The 23,867-nt window shown below is 62.7% G+C and carries 26 protein-coding genes; 16 read left to right on the top strand and 10 right to left on the bottom strand.

Annotated elements, in window-relative coordinates; translation table 11 throughout:
- The 5 genes from ACN0YJ_RS04540 to ACN0YJ_RS04520 form a co-directional block, all read right to left on the bottom strand.
- Positions 1-670, bottom strand: a 670-nt coding sequence (locus ACN0YJ_RS04540) for a calcium-binding protein (RefSeq protein WP_417495468.1), incomplete at its 3' end; no start/stop codon positions are given.
- Between the two features lie 101 nt (positions 671-771).
- On the bottom strand, positions 772-1,968 hold the full coding sequence (locus ACN0YJ_RS04535) for a lytic murein transglycosylase (RefSeq protein WP_417478067.1): 1,197 nt from the start codon (positions 1,966-1,968) through the stop codon (positions 772-774).
- Positions 1,969-1,991: 23 nt separating this feature from the next.
- Complete coding sequence (locus ACN0YJ_RS04530; RefSeq protein ID WP_417489018.1) at positions 1,992-2,753, bottom strand: DUF1194 domain-containing protein; 762 nt, start codon at positions 2,751-2,753, stop codon at positions 1,992-1,994.
- A gap of 8 nt (positions 2,754-2,761) precedes the next feature.
- Entirely contained in the window at positions 2,762-3,547 is a 786-nt protein-coding gene (locus tag ACN0YJ_RS04525; RefSeq protein WP_417495467.1) for a DUF1194 domain-containing protein, read from the bottom strand.
- Between the two features lie 348 nt (positions 3,548-3,895).
- The gene (locus ACN0YJ_RS04520; protein ID WP_417478064.1) at positions 3,896-6,919 is read right to left on the bottom strand and encodes a TonB-dependent receptor; all 3,024 of its coding nucleotides are present in this window, start codon (positions 6,917-6,919) and stop codon (positions 3,896-3,898) included.
- A gap of 201 nt (positions 6,920-7,120) precedes the next feature.
- Here ACN0YJ_RS04520 and ACN0YJ_RS04515 point away from each other — a divergent pair, with 201 nt between their 5' ends.
- Positions 7,121-8,257, top strand: a complete 1,137-nt coding sequence (locus ACN0YJ_RS04515) for a sensor histidine kinase (RefSeq protein WP_417495466.1) — start codon at positions 7,121-7,123, stop codon at positions 8,255-8,257.
- On the top strand, positions 8,254-9,024 hold the full coding sequence (locus tag ACN0YJ_RS04510; protein WP_417478062.1) for a LytR/AlgR family response regulator transcription factor: 771 nt from the start codon (positions 8,254-8,256) through the stop codon (positions 9,022-9,024). Before ACN0YJ_RS04515 ends, ACN0YJ_RS04510 begins: the two co-directional genes overlap by 4 nt.
- A 133-nt stretch (positions 9,025-9,157) precedes the next feature.
- Here the strand turns inward: ACN0YJ_RS04510 and ACN0YJ_RS04505 are convergent, their stop codons facing one another.
- Positions 9,158-9,502 carry a hypothetical protein gene (locus ACN0YJ_RS04505; RefSeq protein WP_417478061.1) on the bottom strand — a complete coding sequence of 115 codons (345 nt, stop codon included), beginning with the start codon at positions 9,500-9,502 and terminating at the stop codon, positions 9,158-9,160.
- A 225-nt stretch (positions 9,503-9,727) separates the two neighbouring features.
- Between ACN0YJ_RS04505 and ykgO the strand changes: the two genes are divergently transcribed.
- From ykgO to ACN0YJ_RS04485, 4 genes are all read left to right on the top strand, one after another.
- Positions 9,728-9,853, top strand: a complete 126-nt coding sequence (ykgO, locus tag ACN0YJ_RS04500; RefSeq protein ID WP_091768343.1) for a type B 50S ribosomal protein L36 — start codon at positions 9,728-9,730, stop codon at positions 9,851-9,853.
- Positions 9,854-9,866: 13 nt separating this feature from the next.
- Positions 9,867-10,472 carry an HAD family hydrolase gene (locus tag ACN0YJ_RS04495; protein WP_417495465.1) on the top strand — a complete coding sequence of 202 codons (606 nt, stop codon included), beginning with the start codon at positions 9,867-9,869 and terminating at the stop codon, positions 10,470-10,472.
- Between the two features lie 155 nt (positions 10,473-10,627).
- The gene (locus tag ACN0YJ_RS04490) at positions 10,628-11,815 is read left to right on the top strand and encodes an acyl-CoA dehydrogenase family protein (protein WP_417495464.1); all 1,188 of its coding nucleotides are present in this window, start codon (positions 10,628-10,630) and stop codon (positions 11,813-11,815) included.
- Between the two features lie 3 nt (positions 11,816-11,818).
- Positions 11,819-12,898 carry an acyl-CoA dehydrogenase family protein gene (locus ACN0YJ_RS04485; RefSeq protein WP_417495463.1) on the top strand — a complete coding sequence of 360 codons (1,080 nt, stop codon included), beginning with the start codon at positions 11,819-11,821 and terminating at the stop codon, positions 12,896-12,898.
- Positions 12,899-12,930: 32 nt separating this feature from the next.
- On the opposite strand, the gene ACN0YJ_RS04480 is transcribed toward ACN0YJ_RS04485, so the two are convergent.
- Together ACN0YJ_RS04480 and ACN0YJ_RS04475 are read right to left on the bottom strand one after the other, a co-directional pair.
- Complete coding sequence (locus ACN0YJ_RS04480) at positions 12,931-14,034, bottom strand: Fic family protein (protein ID WP_417495462.1); 1,104 nt, start codon at positions 14,032-14,034, stop codon at positions 12,931-12,933.
- 174 nt (positions 14,035-14,208) lie between these two features.
- The gene (locus tag ACN0YJ_RS04475; protein ID WP_417478344.1) at positions 14,209-14,466 is read right to left on the bottom strand and encodes a GlsB/YeaQ/YmgE family stress response membrane protein; all 258 of its coding nucleotides are present in this window, start codon (positions 14,464-14,466) and stop codon (positions 14,209-14,211) included.
- Positions 14,467-14,766: 300 nt separating this feature from the next.
- On the opposite strand from ACN0YJ_RS04475, the gene ACN0YJ_RS04470 reads away from it, so the two are divergent.
- The 7 genes from ACN0YJ_RS04470 (at position 14,767) to ACN0YJ_RS04440 (ending at position 19,342) form a co-directional block, all read left to right on the top strand.
- A complete protein-coding gene (locus ACN0YJ_RS04470) occupies positions 14,767-15,717 on the top strand; it encodes an aldo/keto reductase (RefSeq protein ID WP_417495461.1) in 951 nt (316 codons plus the stop codon).
- A gap of 117 nt (positions 15,718-15,834) precedes the next feature.
- Positions 15,835-16,233, top strand: a complete 399-nt coding sequence (locus ACN0YJ_RS04465) for an MAPEG family protein (protein WP_417489028.1) — start codon at positions 15,835-15,837, stop codon at positions 16,231-16,233.
- Positions 16,234-16,315: 82 nt separating this feature from the next.
- Positions 16,316-16,912 (top strand): hypothetical protein, encoded by a 597-nt coding sequence (locus ACN0YJ_RS04460; RefSeq protein ID WP_417489029.1) that lies wholly within the window; start codon positions 16,316-16,318, stop codon positions 16,910-16,912.
- Between the two features lie 2 nt (positions 16,913-16,914).
- On the top strand, positions 16,915-17,862 hold the full coding sequence (locus ACN0YJ_RS04455) for an alpha/beta fold hydrolase (RefSeq protein WP_417495460.1): 948 nt from the start codon (positions 16,915-16,917) through the stop codon (positions 17,860-17,862).
- An 89-nt stretch (positions 17,863-17,951) separates the two neighbouring features.
- Positions 17,952-18,236, top strand: a complete 285-nt coding sequence (locus tag ACN0YJ_RS04450) for a DUF2312 domain-containing protein (RefSeq protein ID WP_339741918.1) — start codon at positions 17,952-17,954, stop codon at positions 18,234-18,236.
- Between the two features lie 29 nt (positions 18,237-18,265).
- Positions 18,266-18,772 (top strand): hypothetical protein, encoded by a 507-nt coding sequence (locus tag ACN0YJ_RS04445; protein ID WP_417489031.1) that lies wholly within the window; start codon positions 18,266-18,268, stop codon positions 18,770-18,772.
- 99 nt (positions 18,773-18,871) lie between these two features.
- On the top strand, positions 18,872-19,342 hold the full coding sequence (locus ACN0YJ_RS04440) for a hypothetical protein (RefSeq protein WP_417495459.1): 471 nt from the start codon (positions 18,872-18,874) through the stop codon (positions 19,340-19,342).
- Positions 19,343-19,562: 220 nt separating this feature from the next.
- Here the strand turns inward: ACN0YJ_RS04440 and ACN0YJ_RS04435 are convergent, their stop codons facing one another.
- Complete coding sequence (locus ACN0YJ_RS04435) at positions 19,563-21,014, bottom strand: sigma-54-dependent transcriptional regulator (protein ID WP_417478351.1); 1,452 nt, start codon at positions 21,012-21,014, stop codon at positions 19,563-19,565.
- A gap of 180 nt (positions 21,015-21,194) precedes the next feature.
- Here ACN0YJ_RS04435 and ACN0YJ_RS04430 point away from each other — a divergent pair, with 180 nt between their 5' ends.
- On the top strand, positions 21,195-22,031 hold the full coding sequence (locus ACN0YJ_RS04430; protein WP_417495458.1) for a CPBP family intramembrane glutamic endopeptidase: 837 nt from the start codon (positions 21,195-21,197) through the stop codon (positions 22,029-22,031).
- A gap of 37 nt (positions 22,032-22,068) precedes the next feature.
- A complete protein-coding gene (locus tag ACN0YJ_RS04425) occupies positions 22,069-23,016 on the top strand; it encodes an alpha/beta fold hydrolase (RefSeq protein ID WP_417495457.1) in 948 nt (315 codons plus the stop codon).
- Between the two features lie 3 nt (positions 23,017-23,019).
- Here the strand turns inward: ACN0YJ_RS04425 and ACN0YJ_RS04420 are convergent, their stop codons facing one another.
- Positions 23,020-23,268 (bottom strand): hypothetical protein, encoded by a 249-nt coding sequence (locus ACN0YJ_RS04420; RefSeq protein WP_417495456.1) that lies wholly within the window; start codon positions 23,266-23,268, stop codon positions 23,020-23,022.
- Positions 23,269-23,484: 216 nt separating this feature from the next.
- On the opposite strand from ACN0YJ_RS04420, the gene ACN0YJ_RS04415 reads away from it, so the two are divergent.
- Positions 23,485-23,790, top strand: a complete 306-nt coding sequence (locus tag ACN0YJ_RS04415; RefSeq protein WP_417478355.1) for an aa3-type cytochrome c oxidase subunit IV — start codon at positions 23,485-23,487, stop codon at positions 23,788-23,790.
- Positions 23,791-23,867 lie beyond the last annotated feature (77 nt).

The raw sequence follows: 23,867 nt of genomic DNA, 5'->3' as shown, positions 1-23,867 counted from the left end.
CGATGGTGTCATCGCCGGCATCGCCATGGATCTCGTCGCGCCCGTCATTGCCATAGAGCCGGTCATGGCCCTCGCCGCCATGCATCAGATCATGGCCTTCATTGCCGTGGATCTGGTCGTTTTCGGTCCCGCCGTCGATCTCGTCATTGCCGTCGCCGCCATACAGCCAGTCAGCCCCGGAACCGCCCGCAATGATGTCATGGCCGGCGCCACCGTAAATCTCGTCGCGGCCACCGCCGCCGGTCAGCGTGTTGGCTGATCCATTACCGGTCAGGGTGTCACTGGAGCCTGAACCAACCAGATTCTCGATCCGGCTCAGCGTGTCGCCCGCCGCGTCGCCGCCGCTTCCAGTTCCGGCATCGAGGTCAACCACGACACGGCGACCGGATTCGGAATAGTCGGCCACATCAGTGCCGGCGCCACCGTCCAGGATGTCGGCCCCGGCGCCGCCGATCAGCGTATCATTGCCATCACCGCCGGCGAGCGTGTCGTCGCCCGCACCACCGCGCAGGACATTGTCGCCATCATCACCGGTCACCACCACACCGGCATCCGGCGTGACGCCATCCGGGAGGACCAGCCGGCTCCGGTTGTCACTGTCCTGGACATTGCGGGCCTGGGCAATGCGGCTCGGTTCAGCGTCGTGCTCGGTGCCAACGAAATCCTTCATCTCTTCTCTCCTGAACACCACGCGCGTCAGCACGCCGTCGCCAATACATCTCTGAGGACAGAAGAATATGCCCGCCCACCTGCGTCAATGCTCCGACGGCACTATTCGCCCGCGGTCACTGCAGCACTCGCCGCCATCACCGCATCATACATAGCCCGCCCGGCATAACCATCGGCAGCGTGCCCGTTCGCACGCTGGAAGGCGCGCAGGGCCTCGCGGGTCCGTGGCCCGGCGAGACCGTCCGGTGTGCCCGAATCATGGCCCAGCGCATTCATCGCCGCCTGCATTTCGCGGGTCTGCGTGCGGGTCAGCGGCACGTCATCAGCGGGCCATGGGCCGACAAACGGTACAGCACCGGCAATCCGGTCGGCGAGATGAGCGACGCCGAGGGCGTAAGCGGTGGAGTTGTTGTAGCGCTTGATGACGCGGAAGTTCGGGAAGGTGAGAAAGCCCGGCCCGGCGATACCGGCGGGCAATTCCAGGCGCGCTGTCAGCATCAGGCCATCGGCGCTCCAGCCATGACCGTCGGCGCGGCTGATACCACGCATCGCCCATTCACTGACGAGGCGGTTCTGGTCGGGATTCCAGCGGCTGACGTCAAAATCATCCGGCACCGCGACCTCGATCACGGTTGGCGCACCGGTCTGCCAGCCGGCGCGGGCGAGCAGATTGGCGGCCGAGGCCAGCGCATCGCCATTATTCGTCCAGATATTGCGGCGGCCATCGCCGTCAAAATCGACGGCGCGTTCCAGATAGGTCGTGGGAATGAATTGCATCTGGCCCATCGCGCCGGCCCAGGAGCCGGTCAGCTGGTCGCGCGTCGCATAGCCATTATCGATCATGTGCGCGACGGCGATCAATTGATCCTCGGCCCAACCACGGCGGCGGCCTTCCCAGGCCAGGGTAGCGAGCGCCTGGATGATGTCATTATTGCCGGGAATCTGGCCATAGGAGCTTTCAAGCCCCCAGATTGCGATCAGCGTTTCGGCGCGCACACCATATTGTGAGGCCACCGCATCGACCAGCGCACGATTGCTCTCATAGGCCGAACGCCCATTGGCGATCCGCAGGTCAGACGCGGCGATCTCGAGATAGGACCAGATCGGCCGCACGAATTCCGGCTGGCTGCCATCGCGCTCGATAATGCGCATTTCCGGCGTCAGCCCGTCGAGCATGGCGGCAACGGTTTCAGGGCGTGCGCCGGCCTCGCTGAGGCGTCCACGGAAAGCATCACGCCAGATATCGAAGGTCTCGCCCTCGGGCTGGGCGTGAACGGTCGGGGCAAGAAGCAGGGCCATCAGGCCAATTATGAGCGCGCGGATTATCCCCTCCTGAGGAATTGCGCCGGATCGAGCCCGGCGATTTCGATTATAAGTTTGCGCTTCAGCGCGTCCACGAAATCCTCATGCTCATTTGTGGGCGAAATGAAGGCGCCCGGCCCGGCAATCACCTGTTTTTCGAAATAGTCCGCAACATCAATGCTGACCGAGGGTCGAAACGGACTTTGCCGCTCGGACTGGATCGGCAGGCCATTAATGGTGATCAGCGCGGTTTCGGCGCGCGAGCGCGCCTGCGACAGCGAGGAGCCGGAATTCTGCGGCCCGTCTCCGGACAGATCGATCACCTGGCGCATGCCCTGGTAATTATTGTCCTCGATCAGGGAGATCGAGCTCTCGATCGCAGCACCGATCGCCGTGCGCCGGCCTGAGATAAACGGGGCCGTCGCCAGGCTGGCGGCAAAAATGCGGGCATCGGCCTCGGTGCCGATCACCGTCCAGGGCGCAACGACACGCTGGAAATCACCATCGGCCCATTCCAGATACACGACCGCGATACGGCCATAGCCACCACCCTGGATCGCCGAAATCACTTCGGGATCAGCCAACGCCGCGACATGACCTTCGCGCTGGCGCCGCGCCTCGACCTCGTCGATCGAGGAGGAGACATCCACCGCGAGCACAAGTTCGAGATCAACATATTCGCGGCCATCGGCGGTGTATTCCACCGGCCGCGGCGGATAATCGGCCGGCGCTGCACGGCCACCGATCAGCAGCGGAGCAAGCACGAGGGTGGCCAACGCCATGATCGGCTTCACGGCGCGCGCCCCAATTCACCTTGCACCGCGTCCGGCAGGGCAAGCTCGGACCGCGACGGCATGGCGCCGGCGATCTCGAGCACAAGCTTGCGCAATATGGCGACACGAAACTCGTCCTCGGCCCGGGCCGGCAATACGAAAGCTCCCGGACCCGTAATGACATTTTCGCGGAAATAGCCTTCGAGATTGACCTCGACCGGTCTGACCCAGCGCCCCTCACGGGCCGAGATGACGGGCAGACCATTGACGACGATGCCGGACTGGTCAGCGAGGGCGTGGGCGCGATCCAGTGGCAGGCCCTGATTTTGCGGACCGTCTCCGGAAATATCGATGATCAGGCGCGGGGCCGTGTAATCATTTTCGTCGATGCGGCGGACGCCATCGGCGATTGCCGAGCCGATTGCGGTATAGTGGCCACGCTCGAACGGCGCCGCGGCCACCCGGGCCGCGAATCCCAGCGCATCATCCTCATTGGCGATTACGGTCCAGTCGGCGGCGGCGCGCTGAAAGCCGGCATCGGCCCACTCGACGTAGGTGACGGCGATCCGCCCCAGCGGGCCACCCTGGATCGAGCGGATCACATCTTCATGCGCCAGGGCCGCGACATAGCCCTCACGCTGGCGATGCGCCTCTTCTTCGTCGACGGAATAGGAAATATCGACCGCGAGCACGAGTTCGACATCAACATCGACGCGATCATCCTGCGCGGCGGCATTGCCCGCCAGCCCGCTTACACAAACGGCCGCGAGGGCGGCCGAAACGCAATTACCAAAATGGATCATGCGGGCGAAACTATGGGGGCGGCCGGGCAAGGGCAACTGACGATGTTGTAAGCCGGGGAAATTGGCCGGCGCGGACGCCGGCCAATCCAGTTCGGAGGTAGTAAAGTGAGCAGGAAGTTTCGCATCGACCTGGAGCTGCAGGCACCGAGTCCATGCGACCTCGTGTATTCCAACCCGGACACAGGATATCGGGCACACCGCCGCCTCGCGACGGCTTGGCGACCAACGGCCGGAAGACTGCGACCAGTCGCGTCAAAACCGTTCAATGCATGAAAAAAAGGGGCGAACCAAACAGGCTCGCCCCTCTCATTTACTCAACTTGCAACCGGGATCCGGTTGAAGCTGCTACTAGAATGCCCAGTCGAAACCGATCCGGACCGAGCGTGGCGCCTGATAGGATGTGACAGCCTGGTAGTTCGGGTTCGCTGCGCCCGAGCTGAGATCACCGCTTTCGTTGAAATCAACACCGGCATGGCTGTCGAACAGATTGAAAACATCTGCCCGCAGAACCAGATCACCAAACTGCGAGTTTGGCACCGTGTAACGCGCCGACATGTCGAAGCGGGTTTCCCATTCAGCCTCGAACTCGGAACCACGACGCGAAGGTGTGCCTTGGCAATACCAAGACGATGCACCGTATGCCGCTGCAGATGCATCAGTCGGGTGAACACCGCGGCACCCGTATTGGCGTGGCGAGGTGATAGCCATGTTTGCACCCAACAACACATCCTGGGTCAGTTGATAGGAACCCCAGACCTTGAAGGCGTGGCGACGGTGGTTCGGCAGGAAGCCATAGGCATTATCCGCCAGACCCGGGTGATCATAAAGGATCGTCGTACCCGCATCCGTCTGACCATTATCAGACAGGACAGTGCCTTCATAATTGCCGATCGAAGTCGACCAGACATAGGAACCACGAAGCCCCCAGACACCGTCGAAAGCGCGATCGAAGGTCAGCTCCAGTGCCGCATATTCACGCTCGGCAACGGGAAGGTTCAGCTGATCGGCCGTCAGGTGGATCAGGCTGATATCAGTATCGCCAGGAAGCGGTTCACGCGTCCAGACATCGATAGCCTCGCCTGGATTCATGATCACGTACTGGTGATCACCCGTCCAGTTCGCCGCACAACCGACGATCCCGTTATCGGCACAGTAAGCGACGATGGCATCATCAATGGCGACGTCCTCGGAGACGTCATTCAGCACACGCCACGTCGCGCGTAGACCCAGGGTCCAGTCATCATTGAGCTGGTGTTCAAAGCCGAGCGCGAACTCGTCTTCGCTGGTGGCGGTGAGCTGCTGCGAAGTCTTCGAGATCGCCTGCTCCTGACTACCGTCCCCGAAAATCGAGCAGCCGAGATCGCCTGCCGCCTGGAGAACCCCGGCCGGACAGGCAGAGCCGCCGCCGATCGCCGTGATGTCGGAGTTCAGCGCGGTGATCGCGGCACCGGGAACAATCGAAGCGTTGGCGATATCAGCCGAAGCCAACTCGAAATACTCACGGACGTAGAGGTCGGCTCCACGATAGTTCATGTTCAGTGCTGGCGGAATGAAATAGCGGCCGAAGCTACCGAAAAAGCGCGTCCCGCCATCGCCAAACACGTCATAATTGAAGCCGAGACGAGGGCCCCAATTGTTTTCGAGGTCGATCGGCGTCTCACCAATGAGATTGTGCGTGACGAAGTGATCATTGCGCAGACCAATCTGCAGGTTCAGCTGATCTGTAACGTCCCAGGAATCCTGGATATAGAAGGATTCATTCTCACCCTCGACAAGACCACCAAACCGGCCGGTTTCGCTACGGGCCACTTCAGCGCCTGCTGGCAGGCCATAGATCGCCGACGTCGCTGCGCTCACCGTGAACAGGCGCCAGTAGACGCCGCCCGTGCGATTGCTGAGGTGATTCAGGGTCAGAGCCTCATTATCATAGCCGATACGCAGATGGTGCTCGCCCATGAAATCGAAGAAGAAGTCGCCATCGATCCGGTAGAACTCACGACGGGTATCGTTGAAATCATTGCTGAACGTGGTCTGTGGACCAACCCGTGTGGCCGTGCCGGAACGCACATCAATGATGTAAGGCAGGCTCGGATCGAGCGCAGTTGTGGTGCCCGAATCCTCACTGACGCCATACGCGGCGGAAATCGTGAAGTTATCCGTGATATTGCCGGTGTATTTCGCGACGTAACTGACGCCGCCATTCTCGAAGGTCGTCCCACCGATCACGCCACCGATCGTGTCCACACCGTCGAACGCAAGCGCCGTCCGGGAGGTCGTGCGCGTTGTGTCGAAATAGGTGAACTCAAGGTGATGATCGTCGGTAACATAACCATCGAGCTTGAATCCGAAGAACGGATCGTCCCGCTCGTCGATGTCAACCGATCCGCCCGAGATGGAAGCGTTCGAGTTGTAATAGTCATTGTGCTGGTAGAGGCCATAGGCGAACAGACGGTCAGGAATAAGTGCGCCGCCCGCTTCGACCGTGACATCCCAGGTCGTGTTGTCGTCAAGCGCATTGCGCGAGAGATAGGTGTCCGGGCTCTGGGCACGCAGGGACTGTGGCGTCCAATTGCCGTGAATCGCGAACATGAACTCATTGGTGCCCGACTTGGTGACACCGTTGATCACGCCGCCAGTCGCACGACCGAACTCGGCCGGATAGCCACCATTCTTGACCTCAACCGTCTGATAGAAGTCAAAAGGCACGGTTGCGCCACCGACATAGGTGTCGAAGTTCGTGATGTTCAGACCGTTGATATAGAACGCATTTTCAGCAGACGAACCGCCGCCGATGGCCGGTACATTCGATGCACCGCCGACCGCACCAAACGCGCTGTCGCCCTGAACGACCGTCGGGGCCAGCTGGACCAGCGCCTCGATCGAGCGTCCGATTGGCAGGGTGGCCATCATCTCCCCGACATCCATATTCAGGCCGGACGTGGTCTGCTGGAATTGCAGCTGCTGCACCGCAGAACCGGTCACAGTGATGACATCACTGGAGCCGGCCGGCATGGCCTGGAAGCTGTAATTGGACTGGCCGCCGACCGTGATGCGGATCGTATCGGCCATGTCGGCGAAACCCGGGGCCGTGATCGTCACGGAATAGTCGCCCTGAGGCAGCAGGGTCGCGCGGAAGACACCGTTGGAGCCGGTGGTCAATTCGCGCGTGAAACCCTGGGACTGCGACACCAGCGTAACATTGGCGCCGGCAACCGGCTCGCCGCCTGGCGTTGCCACGGTGCCCGAGATGGCGCCCGTCGTGTAATCCTGCGCGCTGGCGACCGGCGTCAGCATGGGCACTGCGACAACCCCCGTCGCGAGCGCCATTGCGTAGGCGGTCGAGCCCAGCAAGGCATGTTTGATACGTTTCATGATATTCCCCTTGGATTATGCCCTGCATCACTCGATGCGCGGCCATGAAGAAGGGGGTTTCTAGAGGCCGTCCCGGAGCCGTCACCGGGCGCTGCGACGGACGCATGATGTGCATCGACCAATGTTTGCGATTTTCGACGAAGCCGCTGTTTGGCGCATGAAAACCCACTCGCCCCGGGCGTTTTTCTGTAAGCTCACGGCATGAAGATAACGCTCGATACCTTGACCGCCCCGCTACAACGCCTCGATCCCGTGCTGCAAATCCGGTTGTGGGCAGTGGCGTTGATTCTGGCGCTCACCCTCACCGACACGCTCGGCGCCCTCAGCATGCCTCGCGCCGATGGGTTGGGCGACAAGCCACACATACTGGCGCACTTCAGCGTCTATACATTGAGCAGCCTGGCGGTTTGCCAACTGATCCTCACGCCATTCCTTCACACAGGCACACCGGTAGTCTGGCGATGGCTCGCGGTGATATTCGGTGTCCTCGCCAATCCGGCAGTGGAGGTGACGTCCTACGGGATTTTCATGGTGCCGGACATCCTGTCGTCGACGACCCGCTTCTGGAACACCTATCTCTTCAGCATGCTGGCGACCGCCGGTCCACGGGTCATTCTGTGGCTCGCCCTGATGCTGGTGCTTTTGCACCAAATTCGACGCCGCCAGGAGGAGGCCCGGGTCCGGGGTCTGGAGATTTCCTTTACCCGGGCGCGCCTCGCGCGACTGGAGACCCAGATCAACCCACATTTTCTGTTCAATGCCTTGAACACCATCTCCGCGCTCGTCACGCTGGAGCGCAAATCTGATGCCGTCGACGCGGTCGCCTCGCTGGGTGAACTATTACGGCGCAGTCTGAAGCACAGCGCCAGTCCGCTGGCCTCGATTGCCGACGAGATTGAATCAACCGAGCTCTATCTGCAGATTGAAGCCTTGCGCTTCCCGGACCGCCTGACCGTCGTCTGGAACATCCCGGACCGCTACCTCAACGTGGCGATCCCGCGCTTCACGCTCCAGCCTCTGCTGGAGAATGTCGTCAAGCATAGCGTCGCCAGATCCGTCACCCTGGTGACCGCAACGGTCGAGGTCGCCGACGCACCCGGCTCGAAATGCTGCATCAGCGTCCGCAATGATGGCTATGTGCCAGCCGGACCGGAAGCCTGCGACGAAATGGCCAGCGACGGGATCGGCATCGCCAACCTCAAGCAACGCACGGAAATCCTGTTCTCCGGGGCCGGAGAGTTGACGTGCGGCCCGCTCGGCGAAAACCAGTTTGAGTGCCAGCTCACCATCCCCGTCAGCCGGGCCGAACCCTCAGACTCTTCGGAGGATCACGCATGATAAAAGTACTGATCGTGGATGACGAACCGCTCGCGGTCGCCAATCTTGAGCATTTGCTGGCCTCGTTGGAAGGCATCACCGTGGTCGCGACAGCCAAGAATGGCCTGGCCGCACTGCACGCCTTTGATGCAAGGAAGCCCGACCTGGTACTCGTTGATATCGACATGCCGGGTATGGACGGCCTCAGCCTGGCGCGGGAATTGAGTACTCGCGGTGCGCCGCAGGTGATCTTCGTGACCGCCTTTGATCAGTTTGCGTCGCAGGCCTTCGATGTTGCGGCAACCGATTTTGTCCTCAAACCCATTCATCCGGAGCGTTTGTGCGAAGCTCTGGAGCGTGTGCGTCAGCGGCTTTTGGTGGCACCGATTCTCAACGCGGTCCGAACTGCCGCCCGCGAACTCGACCAGGCGTCACCGCCCAACGGGACAGCCGGCGCACCGGACAGGTTCTACTGGGCCAAGACAGGTAATCGATCACAGCGCATCGCGATGGCCGACGTCACGAGAATCGAAGCCTGCAAGGACTATGTCTTCATCCATACACGGCACGAGAAGGTGATGGTCCGAGCGACGATGGCGAGTCTGGAGAAGGAATTCTCAGGCACATCAATCCGGCGCGTGCACCGGTCCCATATGGTCAACCTGCAGGATATCAGCGAAGTCGTCAGCGACGGTAATTCGTGCACCGTCAATCTTGCCAACGGTGCCGAGATTCCGGTGGGCCGGCACTATCGCGCGCAGCTCGGCGCGATGCAGGAGCACAATTAGGGCGGCATCCAGGGCCTGCCCTGCAGAATACCCATCCTGCCGGCGGAACAAGATCAGGCCGGCAAAGCCATCAGATCGTATCCGGGCCTGACGCCCGGATACGATCTGGCAGTCTCAGTTCAGTCTGCCCCGATTACTGGGGTTCGTCGGTCGCTGGCTCGTCGGCTGGCGGTGTGACCGCATCTTCAACGGCCTCGGCCGCGTCCTGGATGGCATCGCCGGTTGCGTCGGCTGCATCCTGGAGCGCTTCGCCAGTTGCGTCGGCGGCGTCCTGCAGGTGATCGCCAACGGTCTCTTCTTCGACAATGCCCATGTCTTCGCCGGCCTGTTGAGCGGCGTCGCCCATAGCATCAGCGGCGTCTTCCATTTGCTCGGCTGCCGAATCCATATTGTCTTCGGCGCTCTCGCCCGTACCATCGGAACAGGAAGCGAGCAGTAGTGCTGCGGCCGAAGCCGCGATCATCAGTTCAAAACGCATGTCAGTCTCCTTGTGACCGCGCACACATAGCAGATTTTTCGGGCGGGGAATGCTGTTTTCTTAACCATATGTAATAAATTTCGCACCCGCCGCATCGCACCCGCCGCAATTGCCGACTATCCTGCCGTCCGACGCCTCGAACCGCACGTCCCCGTTGACACTGCACCGGCCCTCGGCTACTTCGCGCCCTCCTTATTCAATGCGTGTCAACACGAAGGCCTTGCCATGAAAGTCCGCAGCTCTCTAAAGTCGCTGAAAAATCGTCACCGTGATTGCAAGGTCGTGAAACGTGGCGGTCGTGTCTATGTGATCAACAAGACCGATCCTCGCTTCAAAGCCCGTGCCGGCTAGGCTTTCACAGTCGATGGCTCACAAGGCTGTCCTGTGGGATCTGGGCAAAGTCCTGCTGGACTGGTCGCCTGCCTATCTCTATCGCAAGATTTTCAGAAATGAAGACGCGGTCCAGGACTTCCTGGGCCGTGTTTGCGCGATGGACTGGCACCAGGCGCATGATCGCGGCGTGCCAATGGCCGAGAATCGCCGCGCCCTGATCGCGCAATATCCCGAGCATGAAGCGGCCATCACCGCCTGGGAAACCCGCTTCCCCGAAATGCTCAAGGGCTCCGTCCCCGGCACCGCCGAAGCGATCGAAGCCCTCGCCGCACGCGGCGTGCCGCAATACGCCCTCACCAATCTACCCGCCGAATGGGTTGAGCCCGTCAACCGGCTCTATCCGGCCATGCGCCATATGCGCGATACCATCGTCTCGGCGCATGAGGGCGTGATCAAGCCGGACCGGCGCATTTACGAGATCACCGCCGCGCGTTTGCGCCACGACCCGGCCGACGTGGTCTTCTTCGACGACCGCGAGGCCAATGTCATTGCGGCGCGCGAATTCGGCTTTGATTCCGAGCTGTTCACCGGCGAGACCAAGCTACGCGAAGACCTGGCGGCGCGCGGCCTGCTCTAGCGCCCGGCCGGTGCGGCAATTTTCCGGACCGCGAGAGTCAGCATCCCCCTATCCATCCCGCCCCGCTTGGCCTTAAATACATACCGGAAACACGAAAGCACCGGAGACCGGCATCAGACCGGCCCCGCCCATTGGTCGATATCGAGGAGCACAGCATGGATCTCAACTTCACGCCCGAGGAAGACGCCTTCCGCGCGGAAGTCCGCAGTTTTCTCAAAGATAATCTTTCGACAGAAATCGCGACCAAGGTTCGTAATGGCGAAGAGCTTGGCAAGGCCGACATCGAAAGTTGGCACGCGACCTTGCAGAGCCGCAACTGGCTCGCCGCGACCTGGCCGGTCGAATATGGCGGCCCGGGCTGGAACGCCGTGCAGCGCCATATCTTCGACGAGGAATGCTGCATGGCGAATGCGCCGCGCATCGTCCCCTTCGGTCTGGGCATGCTTGGCCCCGTCCTGATCAAATTCGGTACCGAGAAACAGAAAGCCGACATCCTGCCGCGCATCCTCGATGGAACGGATTGGTGGTGTCAGGGCTATTCCGAACCCGGTGCCGGCTCCGATCTCGCCAGTCTGAAGACCCGCGCCATCCGCGAAGGCGATGACTACATCATCAATGGCCAGAAGACCTGGACCACGCTGGGCCAGTATGCCGACAAGATCTTCTGCCTCGTGCGCACCTCCACCGAGGGCAAGCGCCAGGAAGGGATTTCCTTCGTGCTGGTCGACATCAAGACCCCTGGCATTGAAGTGCGCCCGATCAAGCTGATCGAGGGCGGCTATGAAGTGAATGAGGTCTTCTTCTCCGATGTCCGCGTGCCGGTCTCCAACCTGGTTGGCGTCGAGAATGAAGGCTGGACCATCGCCAAATTCCTCCTCACCCATGAGCGTACCGGCATTGCCGGCGTCGGCGCCTCGACCCAGGCGCTACACGAGCTCAAGGCGCTGGCCCGCAAGCTGAAGCGCCACGGCAAGCCGCTGATCGAGGACCCGCTCTTCGCGGCGCGCATTGCCGAGGCCGAGATCGATCTGGAAGCCCTGCGCATGACCAATCTGCGCGTTCTGGTCGATGCCTCTGGCGGTGCCGCCTCCAACACCATCGCGTCCATGCTGAAGATCAAGGGTACGGTCATCCGGCAAAATCTCGACGATCTCGCCCGCCGCGCCCTCGGTCCGGCAGCAGCCCCCTTCCCGCTGGATGCGCTGGCCGGCAATCTCGCCGTCGCCCCGCCGGAAGCAGCCGCCAGTGCCGCCAGCTATTTCAATAATCGCAAGCTTTCGATTTTCGGTGGGTCCAATGAGATTCAGCGCAATATCATCGCCAAAGATCTGTTCGGAGTCTGAGCCATGAATTTCAACCAAACCGACGACCGGCGCATGATCTCCGACAGCCTGCGCCGCTATCTGGCCGACCAGTATCCGGTCGAGCACCGCATCAAAATCGCCTATGACGCCCCCTTCCACGACCCCAAGAAGTGGGGCGAGCTGGCCGAGCTCGGCATTCTCGGCGCGCTTGTCTCCGAGGAACAGGGCGGTTTCGGCGGCGAAGGCTTCGACATCACCGTAGTGTTTGAGGAATTCGGCCGCACACTCTGTCCGGAGCCCATGCTCGGCAATCTGATGGGCCTGCGCCTCTATGCGGCTTTTGGCCAATCCGAGAAAGTCGACGGCATCATCGCCGGCACCGCCCGAACGGCGCTCGCCGTGTTCGAAGCAGACGCCTTCGCCGATACCAGCGAGATCGCAACCGCGGCCAGCAAGTCCGGCGACAACTGGACGCTGAGCGGCCGCAAGAGCCTGGTCTATGGCGGCCATGCGGCCGACACGCTACTCGTCGCGGCCCGCACCGCGGACGGCAAGGTCGGCCTGTTCGAGATCGACGCCTCGGCCGCCGACATCCACGCCTATGCCATGATTGATGGCGGCGGCGCGGCCGAAGTCGGGCTCGACAATACGGCCGCCAAATGCCTGTCGGAAGACGCCGGCGAGGCCATCGAAGCCGCCCTTGATGCCGGCCGCCTGGCGCTGTGCGCCGAGGCTGTCGGTGCCATGGATGTGCTGCAGAACATGACCAAGGACTATCTCATGCAGCGCCAGCAATTCGGTCGCCCGATCGCGACCTTCCAGGCCCTGCAACACCGCCTCGTCGACCTCTCGATCGAGATCGAACAGGCCCGCTCCATCACCATCCACGCCGCCGGCAATCTCGACACGGCCGAGCGTGCCCTGGCCGTGGCAAAGGCGAAAAACCTGGCGGGCCGCGCCGGCAAGCTGGTCGCCGAGGAAGCCGTGCAGATGCATGGCGGTATCGGCATGACCTGGGAATATGCCGGCTCCCACTACGCCAAACGCCTGACCATGATCGACGCCCAGCTGGGCGACAAGGAAGATCAATTGCGCCGGGTGATGGAGCTGATGTCGGCTTAGGGGATTGGGGCGCGTGCCGGTGGCGCGCGCCCTCACTCCGCCAATCCATACCCTGTACTGCGCCCGCCACCCGCCAGCTTCACCAGGACGCCGCGCGCGACCAGATCCTGGATATCGCGCAAGGCCGTATCCGCTGAGGTTTTGGTGAGCGCCGCCCATTTCGAGCTTGTCATCTTGCCTTCGAAGCCATCGAGCAGGCGATTGATCGCCTTGCTCTGACGCTCATTGAGCGGTTGGCCGGCGAGCTTTTCCCAGACCCGGGCCCGGGTCAGCACATGAGCCAAGGTGGTCTCGGCGCCGTCGAAGGCACGGTCGAGCACATCGAGGAACCAGATCAGCCAAACTGTGATGTCGAGATCGCCCTTCTGGGTGCGTTCGAGCATGGCGTAGTAATCACCGCGCTCCTGGCGGATCTGCGCCGAAAGGCTGTAGAAGCGCTGGGCGCTGTCCTCCGAGCGGGCCAACTGCATGTCGGCGAGGGCGCGGGCGATGCGTCCATTGCCGTCCTCGAAAGGGTGAAGGGTCACGAACCATAAATGCACGACCGCTGCCTTGAGCACCGGATCGAGCGCTGTCTTGCCATTGAACCAGGCCAGAAAAGCCCGCATCTCGCCCGGCAAACGGTCAGCGGCCGGGGCCTCGAAATGCACGGTCTCATGGCCGACCGCGCCGGAGACGACCTGCATCGGACCGGACGCCGCCTCGCGCCAGGCACCCGTGACGATCCGGCTCATACCGCTGCGGCCGGCCGGGAACAACGCCGCGTGCCAGGCGAAGAGGCGGTCGGCGGTCAGCTCGGTGCCGAAATTGCGGGTCGCATCGAGCATCATCTCGACGCCCCCATCGACATTGCGGTCCGACGGCACCAGCCCGGCGACATCCAGGCCCAGACGCCGTGCCACGGAAGAGCGCACCTGCGCCCGGTCGAGGCGCTCGCCCTCGATCTCGCTCGACTTCAACACGTCCTCTGTGAGCGTGACGAGCTGCGCCTCGCCGCGCAGCGCGAATCCCAGCGCCCCCATGCGGCCAAACAGCCGCCCCTGGCGGTGACGCACCGCCGCCAGCTTGTCGGCCAGCGCGGCCTCGCTCCAGGTGAAGCGAGGCCAATCGGCCAGATCATGGATATATTCCGTCATTCACCGCACCTCATGCGGCGAACATGCCGACTATTCACTGCATGAGCAAGCATATTCGCCGCATGATTTGCGGTGAATATGCTCTCTATTCACCGCGCGGCAAAGGAACGGGCACTTTCGGGACGCGTCCCACGGGGAAAGAGGTGTCTTTCCCCGGAGGTCGCGCAGCCGGTGTTAGGAGGCCCGGCGTATCAAGCTGAGCAGCAAGAGCACCACGACAGCGCCGACGGTGGCGCCGATGATCGCGCCGAGAATGCCCGGCATCAGCGTGACGCCAAACTGGCCGAACAGCCAGCCGCCGACGAAAGCGCCGACAATCCCGACGACGATATTGCCGAGCAGGCCGAAGCCATAGCCCTTGACGATCTGCCCTGCGAGCCAGCCGGCGACCCCGCCGATCAGCAGCCAGATCAGTAGTCCGGTCAATGTCATGTGTTCGCCTTTCCGCCTGCCCGGCCAATCATTCGCCGGGTCTGGTTTTCGAGTTCGGGTCACGACCCATGCGGCGCTGAAGTCTCGAAATCAACGCCTGTCGAGACCCAACGCATAGCGCGCATCGACCTGCAAGTACACGCAAATCCGTGAAATCATGAACCCTATCCGGACAATCGCGGCCCGTCTCCGCACCGGGTGCAGCCTTTGGCAGCGAGAGCGGTGTCATCGGTCGGGGCTTCCCGAGGGCGGCTGTCGGGGATAGATCTGGCTCCTCCCAACCCGCACAGGACACGCGCCATGACCCAGCTCCGCCCCCTCGGCTCCAGCGGCCTTTCCACGCCCGCCCTCGCCTTCGGCGGCAATGTGTTTGGCTGGACGCTGCAAACGCCAAAAGCTTTCGACGTGCTGGACCGGTTCGTTGAAACCGGCGGCACCATGATCGATACCGCCGATGTCTATTCGGCCTGGGTGCCCGGCCATGTTGGCGGCGAGTCGGAGACGGTGATCGGCGAGTGGCTCAACCGACGCGGCAAACGCGATGATGTCCTGATCGCGACCAAGGTCGGCATGTTGCCGATCGACGGCCCCAAACCGCTCGATCCGGAATTGATCGCGCGCCATGTCGAGGCCTCGCTCAACCGCCTCCAGACCGATTATATCGACCTCTATTACGCCCACCAGGATGACCCCGACACGCCGATGGACGAGGTGTTGCACGCGTTTTCCGAACTGGTCGACGCCGGCAAGGTCAAGGCGCTCGGAGCGTCGAATTTCTCCGCTGAACGGCTGCGGCAATCGCTGGAGATGAGTGCTGCGCGGGGCTGGGCCGCGTATTCCGTGCTGCAGCCGGAATTCAATCTGATCCGCCGCGACCGCTTTGCCGGCGCGCTGCGCGATTTGTGCATCGAGAAAAATATCGGCGTATTGAGCTATTTCGGCCTCGCCTCGGGCTTTCTGACCGGCAAATATCGCTCAAAGGCCGATCTCGGCAAGAGCTCGCGCGGCGATAGGATGACAGCCTATTTCACTGAAGCCCACATGGCCCTGCTCGGCGTGATGGATGATATCGCCACTCAGACCGGCGCCAGCCTGTCGCAGATTTCCCTGGCCTGGATCGCCGCCCAGCCCGGCATCACGGCGCCGATTGCCAGCGCCACCAGTGTGGAACAGCTCGACGAGCTGCTCGGCTCGCTGACGCTGGAGCTTTCACCGGACCAGCTCGCCCGCCTGGATGCCGCCCGTGTCTAGAGCCGCCGTTGAATTCCTGTAATTCATGATCGTGCTGGCACGTGTCCGCGACACCGGCTACATGCGAACAACTTGTTCCTTTCACGCCGTTTGCGGCCCCATTCAGTGAGACATTCCATGGCAGCCTATCCCTTCACCATGCTCGGCACGCTTGGTGCCGTTTTGATGACGATTATTTTCATGGCGCGCGTCGGCATGGCCCGTGGCAAGACCGGGATCAAGGCGCCGGCCATGTCCGGCTCCGAAGAGTTCGAGCGTGCCAATCGCGTTCACCTCAACACGGTTGAGCAAATGGTGCTCTTCCTGCCCGTGCTCTGGATTTTCGCCACTCTGGCCGGCGACCTCTATGCCGGCATTGGCGCCCTGGTCTGGCTGATCGGGCGTGTGCTGTACTCGCAAGGTTATATGGCCGATCCAGGCAAGCGCGAACTCGGCTTCATGATTGGCGGGGTCGCGCTCTTGCTGATGTTCCTCGGCTCGACCGGCTTGGTGGTCTGGGGCCTGTTCACCGGCTGATACGGGCCGACCCGACCGACCTTAAATCTTGGCAAGCTTGCGGCGGCGCCCTCTGGACGCCGCCGCAAGAGCCTCTATCCTTATGACCATGATGATCCTGCTTGCTTCCGCCCTGCTGACCTTCGCTGCCGCGCAGGATGTTACCCCGCTTCCGGCACCAGAAACGCTGCAGATCGCGCCGCAGGTCGAGTTCCAGACACCGCAGGAGCGGCTGACGGCAAGGCTTGATGCGCTGGCCACCGCCGATGAGGCTGCCGCACGGCCGTTGGTCGATGAAATTTTTGCCCTCTGGGCCCATTCAGGCAGCGACACGGTCTCGCTGCTGATGGATCGCGGCCATGTTGCCGAGGCCGCCGGCGATCATGACATCGCGGCGCGCATGTATGATCATGTCACCGCCCTGGCGCCCGATTTCGCCGAGGGCTGGCTCGCCGCCGGCCGGGTCGCGACGCAGCTGGAAGACTGGACCTATGCCTTCGAGACGCTGAACACCGCCCTGACACTCGAACCACGCCGGTTCGATGCCTATGTCACGCTCGGTCGTGTGCTCGAGAATGCCCAGGCCCTCAATGCCGCCCTCGACGCCTATGAAGAGGCGCTGGACATCCATCCCACCTATGCCCCGGCAGTCCAGGCGAAGGCCCGCATCGATGCGGCCCGGGCCGGACGCGCGCTGTAGCGGTGACGCCAGCGGGCCTCATCGCACTCATTGCCCTGGCCGGGCTCTTCCTCGGCGCACTGGGCGGCTGGCTGGTCTCGCACCGGATCGGCAAGGCGCACCCGCCCGAAGGCGAATTTCTCGAGATAGACGGCACGCGCCTGCATTACCGCCGCAGCGGCGATGCGATCCGTCCGGCCATTCTGGTCCTGCACGGCGCCGCCTCCAATCTGGAGGAACCCCGCATGGCGCTCGGCGAGGCCTTCGCCGGCGAGAACGTGATCTGGCTCGACCGCCCCGGTCTGGGCTGGAGCGAACGGCCACAATCGACGCGCTGGTCACCCGCCGATGAAGCGGCGCTGATCGTCAGCTTTCTGGACCGGCTCGATATTCGCGAGGCCGTCGTGATCGGTCATTCCTGGGGCGGTGCGATTGCGATGCGCCTCGCTATCGACCATCCCGGCCGCGTCACCGGTCTTGTGCTCGTCGCGCCGGCGCTTTCCGCCTGGATTGGCGAAGCGGCCTGGTTCAATTCCGCCAGCGGCTGGCCACTGATCGGGCCCTTGCTGACGCGCATCATCATTCCGCTGGCCGGGCATGGCCAGCTGGCGGCGGGAGCGCGTTCGGCCTTCCACCCCGAAGCTGTGCCGGAAGACTATGTCGCGGCTTCGCGCCTGCCCCTGATCCTGCGCCCGGGCAACTGGATCGCCAATGCGCGCGACATGACCCAGGTCAATCGGCATCTGGAATTGCAGGAAGAGCGCTACGAAAACATCACGGTGCCGAGCGTGTTTCTGGCCGGCAAGGCCGATACTGTGGTGTGGACGCATCGACATTCCGGCCAGGTCGCAGCGCGGATGGCCCATGCCGAGTTGCGCCTGATTTCCGGCGCCGGGCATAATCTCCACCACCACCATCCGCGCGCCGTGCTCGAGGCGATGATCGCCGTGCGCGAACGGGCACAGGACTGAGAATTCCGGTGGAAATCACTGGCCGACCGGCTTGAGGCAGACGCCTTGCCAGCCTAGTGTCGCGCTCCGCCGCAGCAAAGGTTACACAGATGGCTTTCACCGACACCGCACCGACAGGCCCGATTGACGATTCCGACGCCATGGGCGGGGTCGCGCGCGACCATCTGAAGTCTTTTGTCGCCCGCATTGAGCGCCTTGAAGAAGACAAGGCCAATGTCGCCGCCGACATCAAGGAAGTCTATGCCGAGGTCAAATCCATGGGCTTCGATCCCAAGGTCATGCGCAAGGTGATCTCCCTGCGCAAGATTGACCGCAATGAGCGCCAGGAAATGGAAGCGCTTCTTGAATTGTATCTCGGCGCCGTCGAGAGCTAGACTGCCCGCCTCCCCCAACGGAGGATCGCGTGCCCCGCAAGATCGACGAAAAGAAGACCCGCAAGGCCCTGCGCCGGCTGGAGCGCGCCAAGCGCGCCGCCGAGCAGGCCGGTACGCCGGATGCTTCGCTGTCGGAATGGGAGGGCGAGTTTCTCGGCTCACTGGAGGAGCGGCTGGAGACCTATGGCTCGGCCTTCAATGATCCCGGCAAGGGCGATACCGAAGAAGCGCTCTCGGCGCGGCAGGCCCTGAAACTGCGTGAGATCGAGAAAAAGGCCGCCGGCAAGGCGCGCAAACCCATGTCGCAGGGCAAGGGCTTCAAACGCAAAACGCCAGCCACCGGCCCGCGTTCGCGCGAGATCCATGAAGATTTCGATCCGTCTCCTCCGCCCCCAGCCAAGCCGGGGCCGGCTCGCGCGACCGGGCCCGTCCCGGTGCCTGCGCCCCCGGGCGACACCCCGGCCCCAGAGCCCGCGCCCCCCCGGGCCGGCGGTTTCAAGCCGCGCGTGATCGAGGGTGGCAAGACTCGCCTTTGAGGCAAGGTGTTAGCGCGGCGTTAAAGCTATTCCCATTCGCAAGGCGCGCCGGCCGCGCAAACGCGTATCATTGCCCTTCGATCAGAGGAGATCAGAGCAATGTTCGACACCCGGTTTGACCCGATGGATCAGATAAACCTCATGCAGGAGAATGTTCTGGACTGCCTTGGTTCGGCCGTCGAGAACACGCTCTCCTCGGTCCGGGGCGCGGCCGCCTTCCAGCGCGGCATTGATGAGCTTGACCGGCTGAGCGCCTTCAAGGCCGACAATATCTACGCCCCGCTTTCTGCCGACCCGTTGGCGCGGGAATATGTCGCCCATCTCGACGAGCAATTGCTCGATCTGATGGCCCGGATCGATGTCCTGCGCGCCCATGTCGAGCTGGGGCTGGAAGTCGGCAGCGACAATATCGAGGGCATGGCTGATTCGTTGTCGGCCCTGGTCCGGCAGTTGAAAATTTCCTTTGTCCGTGAAGCCGCCCTGATCCCCGTCTATGCCGCCTGGCAGGAGCGCGCCATGCTTCACGCCGTGCCCCACCGGGCGCTCCAGCTGGCCGGCGCCCACCTCTGACGTCCCACCCCTGACGCATCCCCCAGGCCCCGCGCTCTCCCCCCGGCGCGGTGGCCCGGATTTCGGGCCGGCTCCACAAGGAGACGGCCCGTTTTTTTTGGAGCATTGCCCTGGATTCTGGCTAGAAACGGGCTGACTCCTGACCAGGAGCCAGCCCGCTTCACAGCCCGCCGCACAACACGCGGCCGGCATCCCGTGGCTGGGAAGCTGGTTTTGAGATCTAGCCGGTGGCGCGAACGCCTTCGACATCGAGATCGTATTCGCGGACCTTGCGATACAGGGTCGAGCGACCGACACCGAGGCGGCGGGCAACTTCGCTCATCCGTCCGGCATAGGTCTCGATGGCGAATTCGATCAGGTCGCGCTCGATATCCTCGAGTGACCGCAGATTGCCGCCCTCATCCATGATCTCCACCGGAGCCGGCTCGCCAGCACCCGCGACCAGTTCGACCGCGGCCAGAGAGATCTCGCCCGCACCGGGTCGGCTCTGGATATCAGGAATAAGACCGGAGATTTGCGGGAAATCGGCCGGCGTCAGATAGTCACCATCGGCCAGGATGACGGCCCGAAAGACCGCGTTTTCCAGCTGACGGACATTACCCGGCCAGTCGAACTTGCTCAGCATGGCGTGTGTTTCCGGCGCCGCATCGACGATCGCCTTGCCCTCCTGGGCGTTGAAGCGGCCGATGAAATGGCGCACCAGGGCTGGCACGTCATCCTGGCGCGACCGCAAGGACGGCACTTCGATCGGGAAGACATTCAGGCGGTAGAACAGATCTTCGCGGAAGGCGCCGGCGGCGACACGCTCTGTGAGGTCGCGATTGGTTGCCGAAATGATGCGGGTATTGACCTTGACGGGGCGTTTGGATCCGACCGGATCAACCTCACCCTCCTGCAGGGCCCGCAGGAGTTTGACCTGCATGTCGAGCGGCAGCTCACCGACTTCATCCAGGAAAAGCGTGCCACCATCGGCCTCCTGGAATTTGCCCATATGCTTGCCGGTCGCGCCGGTGAAGGAACCCTTTTCGTGACCGAACAGGGTTGATTCCACCAGGTTTTCCGGGATCGCCCCGCAATTGACCGCCACAAAGGGACCACCGGCGCGCTTGGACGCGGCCATGATCGACTGGGCGACCAATTCCTTGCCGACACCGGATTCGCCGGTGACCAGGATCGGGATGTCCGATTGCGCGGCGCGTTCACCCAGCCGGACCACCTGCTGCATTGCTGCAGCATCGGCGATCATATCGGCAAAGCCCGACATATTGGCCGCCTTGCGGGTCAGGCGCTTGACCTCACCGCTGAGGTTCTGAACCTTGAATGCATTGCGGATCGACACCGCGATGCGTTCCGGACTGGCCGGTTTGACAAAGAAGTCCGAAGCGCCGGCCCGCATGGCCGCCACAACGGTTTCAATACCGCCACTGGCCGTCAGCACGATGACCGGGAGATCGGGCAATCGCTTCTTGACCGCCTCCAGCGTCTCCATGCCGTCCATCCCCGGCATGATCAGATCGAGCAGCATCACATCGACAGGCGATGAAGCCAAACGGTCCAGGGCCGCATCGCCGCTTTCTGCGGTCTCTACGCGGTAGCCCTGTTTTTCGATCACCGCCTGAAGAAGGCGGCGTTGCGTCGGATCGTCATCCACGATCAAAACTGATTTCACCATCACACCCACGCCTTTTCGGTCGCATTGTTTTCGCCGGGTCTTTTGACCTCGCTGCCGTTGCCGACAGGGCGTCTATGCGGACCGTTATGGGACACTCTTCTAAATTTCACGTTTAAGCGGCGGCAAGGACCGGTTAAGCATAAGCTCGCCGAGGGGGTATTCCCCCGCCTTCGAGAAGCAATGATGCGCGATCCAGCGACCCGACTTTCCAACAGCCCTGTGCGCTGGCCGTTTGCGCCGCAAGACCGGCTTTCTGAGTTGCAGGAGCATGAGCGCCTGCTGTTCATCCATTCCCTGCCCGGCATGCTGGTCTGGCCCGGCCTGCTATTCGGCCTCGCCATCGCATTCCAGATTCTCTCCCAGGGCGCCTGGGCCCTGATCGATGGCAAGACGCTGGGTCTGACGATGGAGACCGCACAATTTGCCGGTTCGGCCGTGGCCTATGCCGTCCTGGCGCTGCTGATGTGGCATCATTTCGGGATTTATGCCGCCCATCGCGCCGCCTTCTCGGTGATCCCGATGAGGCTGAATGACGTCCTCGCGGGATTGCTCGTCCTCGTCTTCATGCTGACCCTTGGCAGCCCGCTGACGCTCTGGTTCCACCAGATCGCGATGCTGGATCCGGGCCTGACCCTGGCCGGCGGGGCCGAGCTGGAAGACGTGTCCAATATCGATGATTTTGTCAGCAATGGCGCTGCGTTGTGGGCGATTATCCTTCTGACCCTGCTGGCTGCGCCGCTGGTCGAGGAAGTCCTGTTCCGCGGCTGGATGCTGCCCATGCTGATCGCCCGCGGCGTGCCCGGCCTGTTTGCCGTGCTGATTTCGGCGACCGCTTTCGGCCTCATCCATATCGGCCAGGGCCTGATGGTGATGACATCGACCGCCCTGCTCGGCATGGCGCTGGGTGTGGCGCGCCTGGCGACCGGCCGCGTAGCCGCTCCGGTGCTTGGACATATCGCCAATAATGCATGGGCGGTATTCGCCATACCCTTTCTGACCGGAATGCAGCCCGGCTGAGATTGACGCAACGCAGCATCGGCGCTAGCGCTGCATCATGACAAAGACCTCCCCCCGTCCGGCGCGCCCGCCTGCTCCACTTGTCCAGTATGAAGGCGTCAAGCCACCCGCACCGGCCTGGTTCGAGCGCGCGCTCGCCGTGCCGACCGAAACCGGCACCGTCCTCGTCGATGACGCGACCATTCACTGGAAGGCCTGGGGCGAGACCGGCCTGCCCGGCCTGATCCTCGTGCATGGCGGCGTGGCCCACAAGGACTGGTGGGATTCCATCGCGCCCTTCCTGGCCGACAGAAGACGCGTCGTCGCGCTCGATCTGTCCGGCATGGGCGATAGCGATCACCGCGACGGCTACAGCATGGACACCTATGCCCTGGAAGCCATCACTGCGGGCCGCGCCGGCGGCGCGTTCGAAGCCGGTGCGCCCTTCATGGTCGGGCATTCCTTCGGCGGATTTGTCGCGCTCGCAACGGCGGCAGAATTCGGCGCCGAGCTGGCCGGAATCGCCGTGCTGGACAGCCCTATCCGGCCCGAACGCGAGCAACGCAATTCCCCGCCGCCCAGTCGTGGCGGCAGCGTGTATGCCTCGTTCGAGACCGCGCTCCAGCGTTTCCGGCTGCTGCCCGAACAGGATTGCGCCAATGCCTTCCTGCTCGACCATATCGCGCGCCAGTCACTGAAACCGGCCAAACGGCCCGATGGCAGCGATGGCTGGACCTGGAAATTTGATCCGCACCTGTGGAGCAAGCTGACCTATGACCGCGGTTCGCCAGCCGAAATCGCTGCCAGCCTGAAATGCCGGATCGCGCTGTTCCGCGGTGCCGATTCAAGCCTGGTCTCGGATGAGGTCTGGGATTTCATGCGCGAGACTTTTGGCGCCGGGACTACAATGGTCTCGATACCGGACGCCAAACACCACCTGATCCTCGATCAGCCGATTGCCGTTGCCGCAGCCCTCGAAGTCCTGACCGGACCCGGCTGGGGCTGACACTCAGTCCTCATGCTGCCTGAGTTCACGGGCGATATCGTCTGGCAGGGCGGCCGGACGCACCATCATGGAGCGGCGCAGCGCACCAAAAATCGCGACCAGCAGGACGAGACCCAGCCAGACCGCAGCGATCAGGCGCACCATCGGCCACATCGGGTCAAACGCACCGAAATTGAGATATTCCACACCGGCCAGCCCTGCATAGACAAGCAAGGCGAGAAAGCCGGACCAGATCGCGAATGGCACACGCATCGAACATTCCCCCGTTCCGGCTCAACCCATACTGAAAGCGTTTCAGCGCCACAACCGGCGGCCCCGGGAAAAACCCCGGACCGTGGCGTCGCCGCAACATTTGTGCCGGACGCCGGCGTCCGGCTGCCTGACCTGCGGCAGTCGGGCATCTTGGCCTTGGCCCCGGTGCATGCTATCGGCAGAAGAATATCAGTGACTCAAACAGGGGCAGTCCTCATGGCAGCTGACTACACGCGCGGCGAAATGAATATCACCAGCCAGAAGAACACGTTTGACGGCTTCATCGCGGTCACCGTCTGGTCGTCGCTGGTGCTGATTGTCACCCTGCTCTATCTCACCCTGGTCTTCGCCGTCGGCGCTGACTGGATGAGTTCCTTGATCGGCGTGGCGATTGTTGGCGTCGTGCTCGGCCTGCTGACCTCTATGAAGACCAGCTGGTATGTCACCGTCGGCGGATTATTCGTTTTCGGCCTGATTTGTGGCGGCCTGTCCCAGCTGTTCAGCGCCTTCCTCGCCGGCTGATTTCAGACCCGAATGGCAGGAATCTTTCGGGCAGGTCTTCCCCTGACCCGCGAATTCGCGCATCGTAGCCGCCTGCA

It is taken from the genome of Maricaulis sp., from assembly GCF_048270095.1.
Classification (GTDB): Bacteria; Pseudomonadota; Alphaproteobacteria; order Caulobacterales; family Maricaulaceae; genus Maricaulis.
The sequence above is the reverse complement of the archived record's forward strand: the minus strand, read 5'-3'. Positions and strand labels throughout refer to the sequence as shown.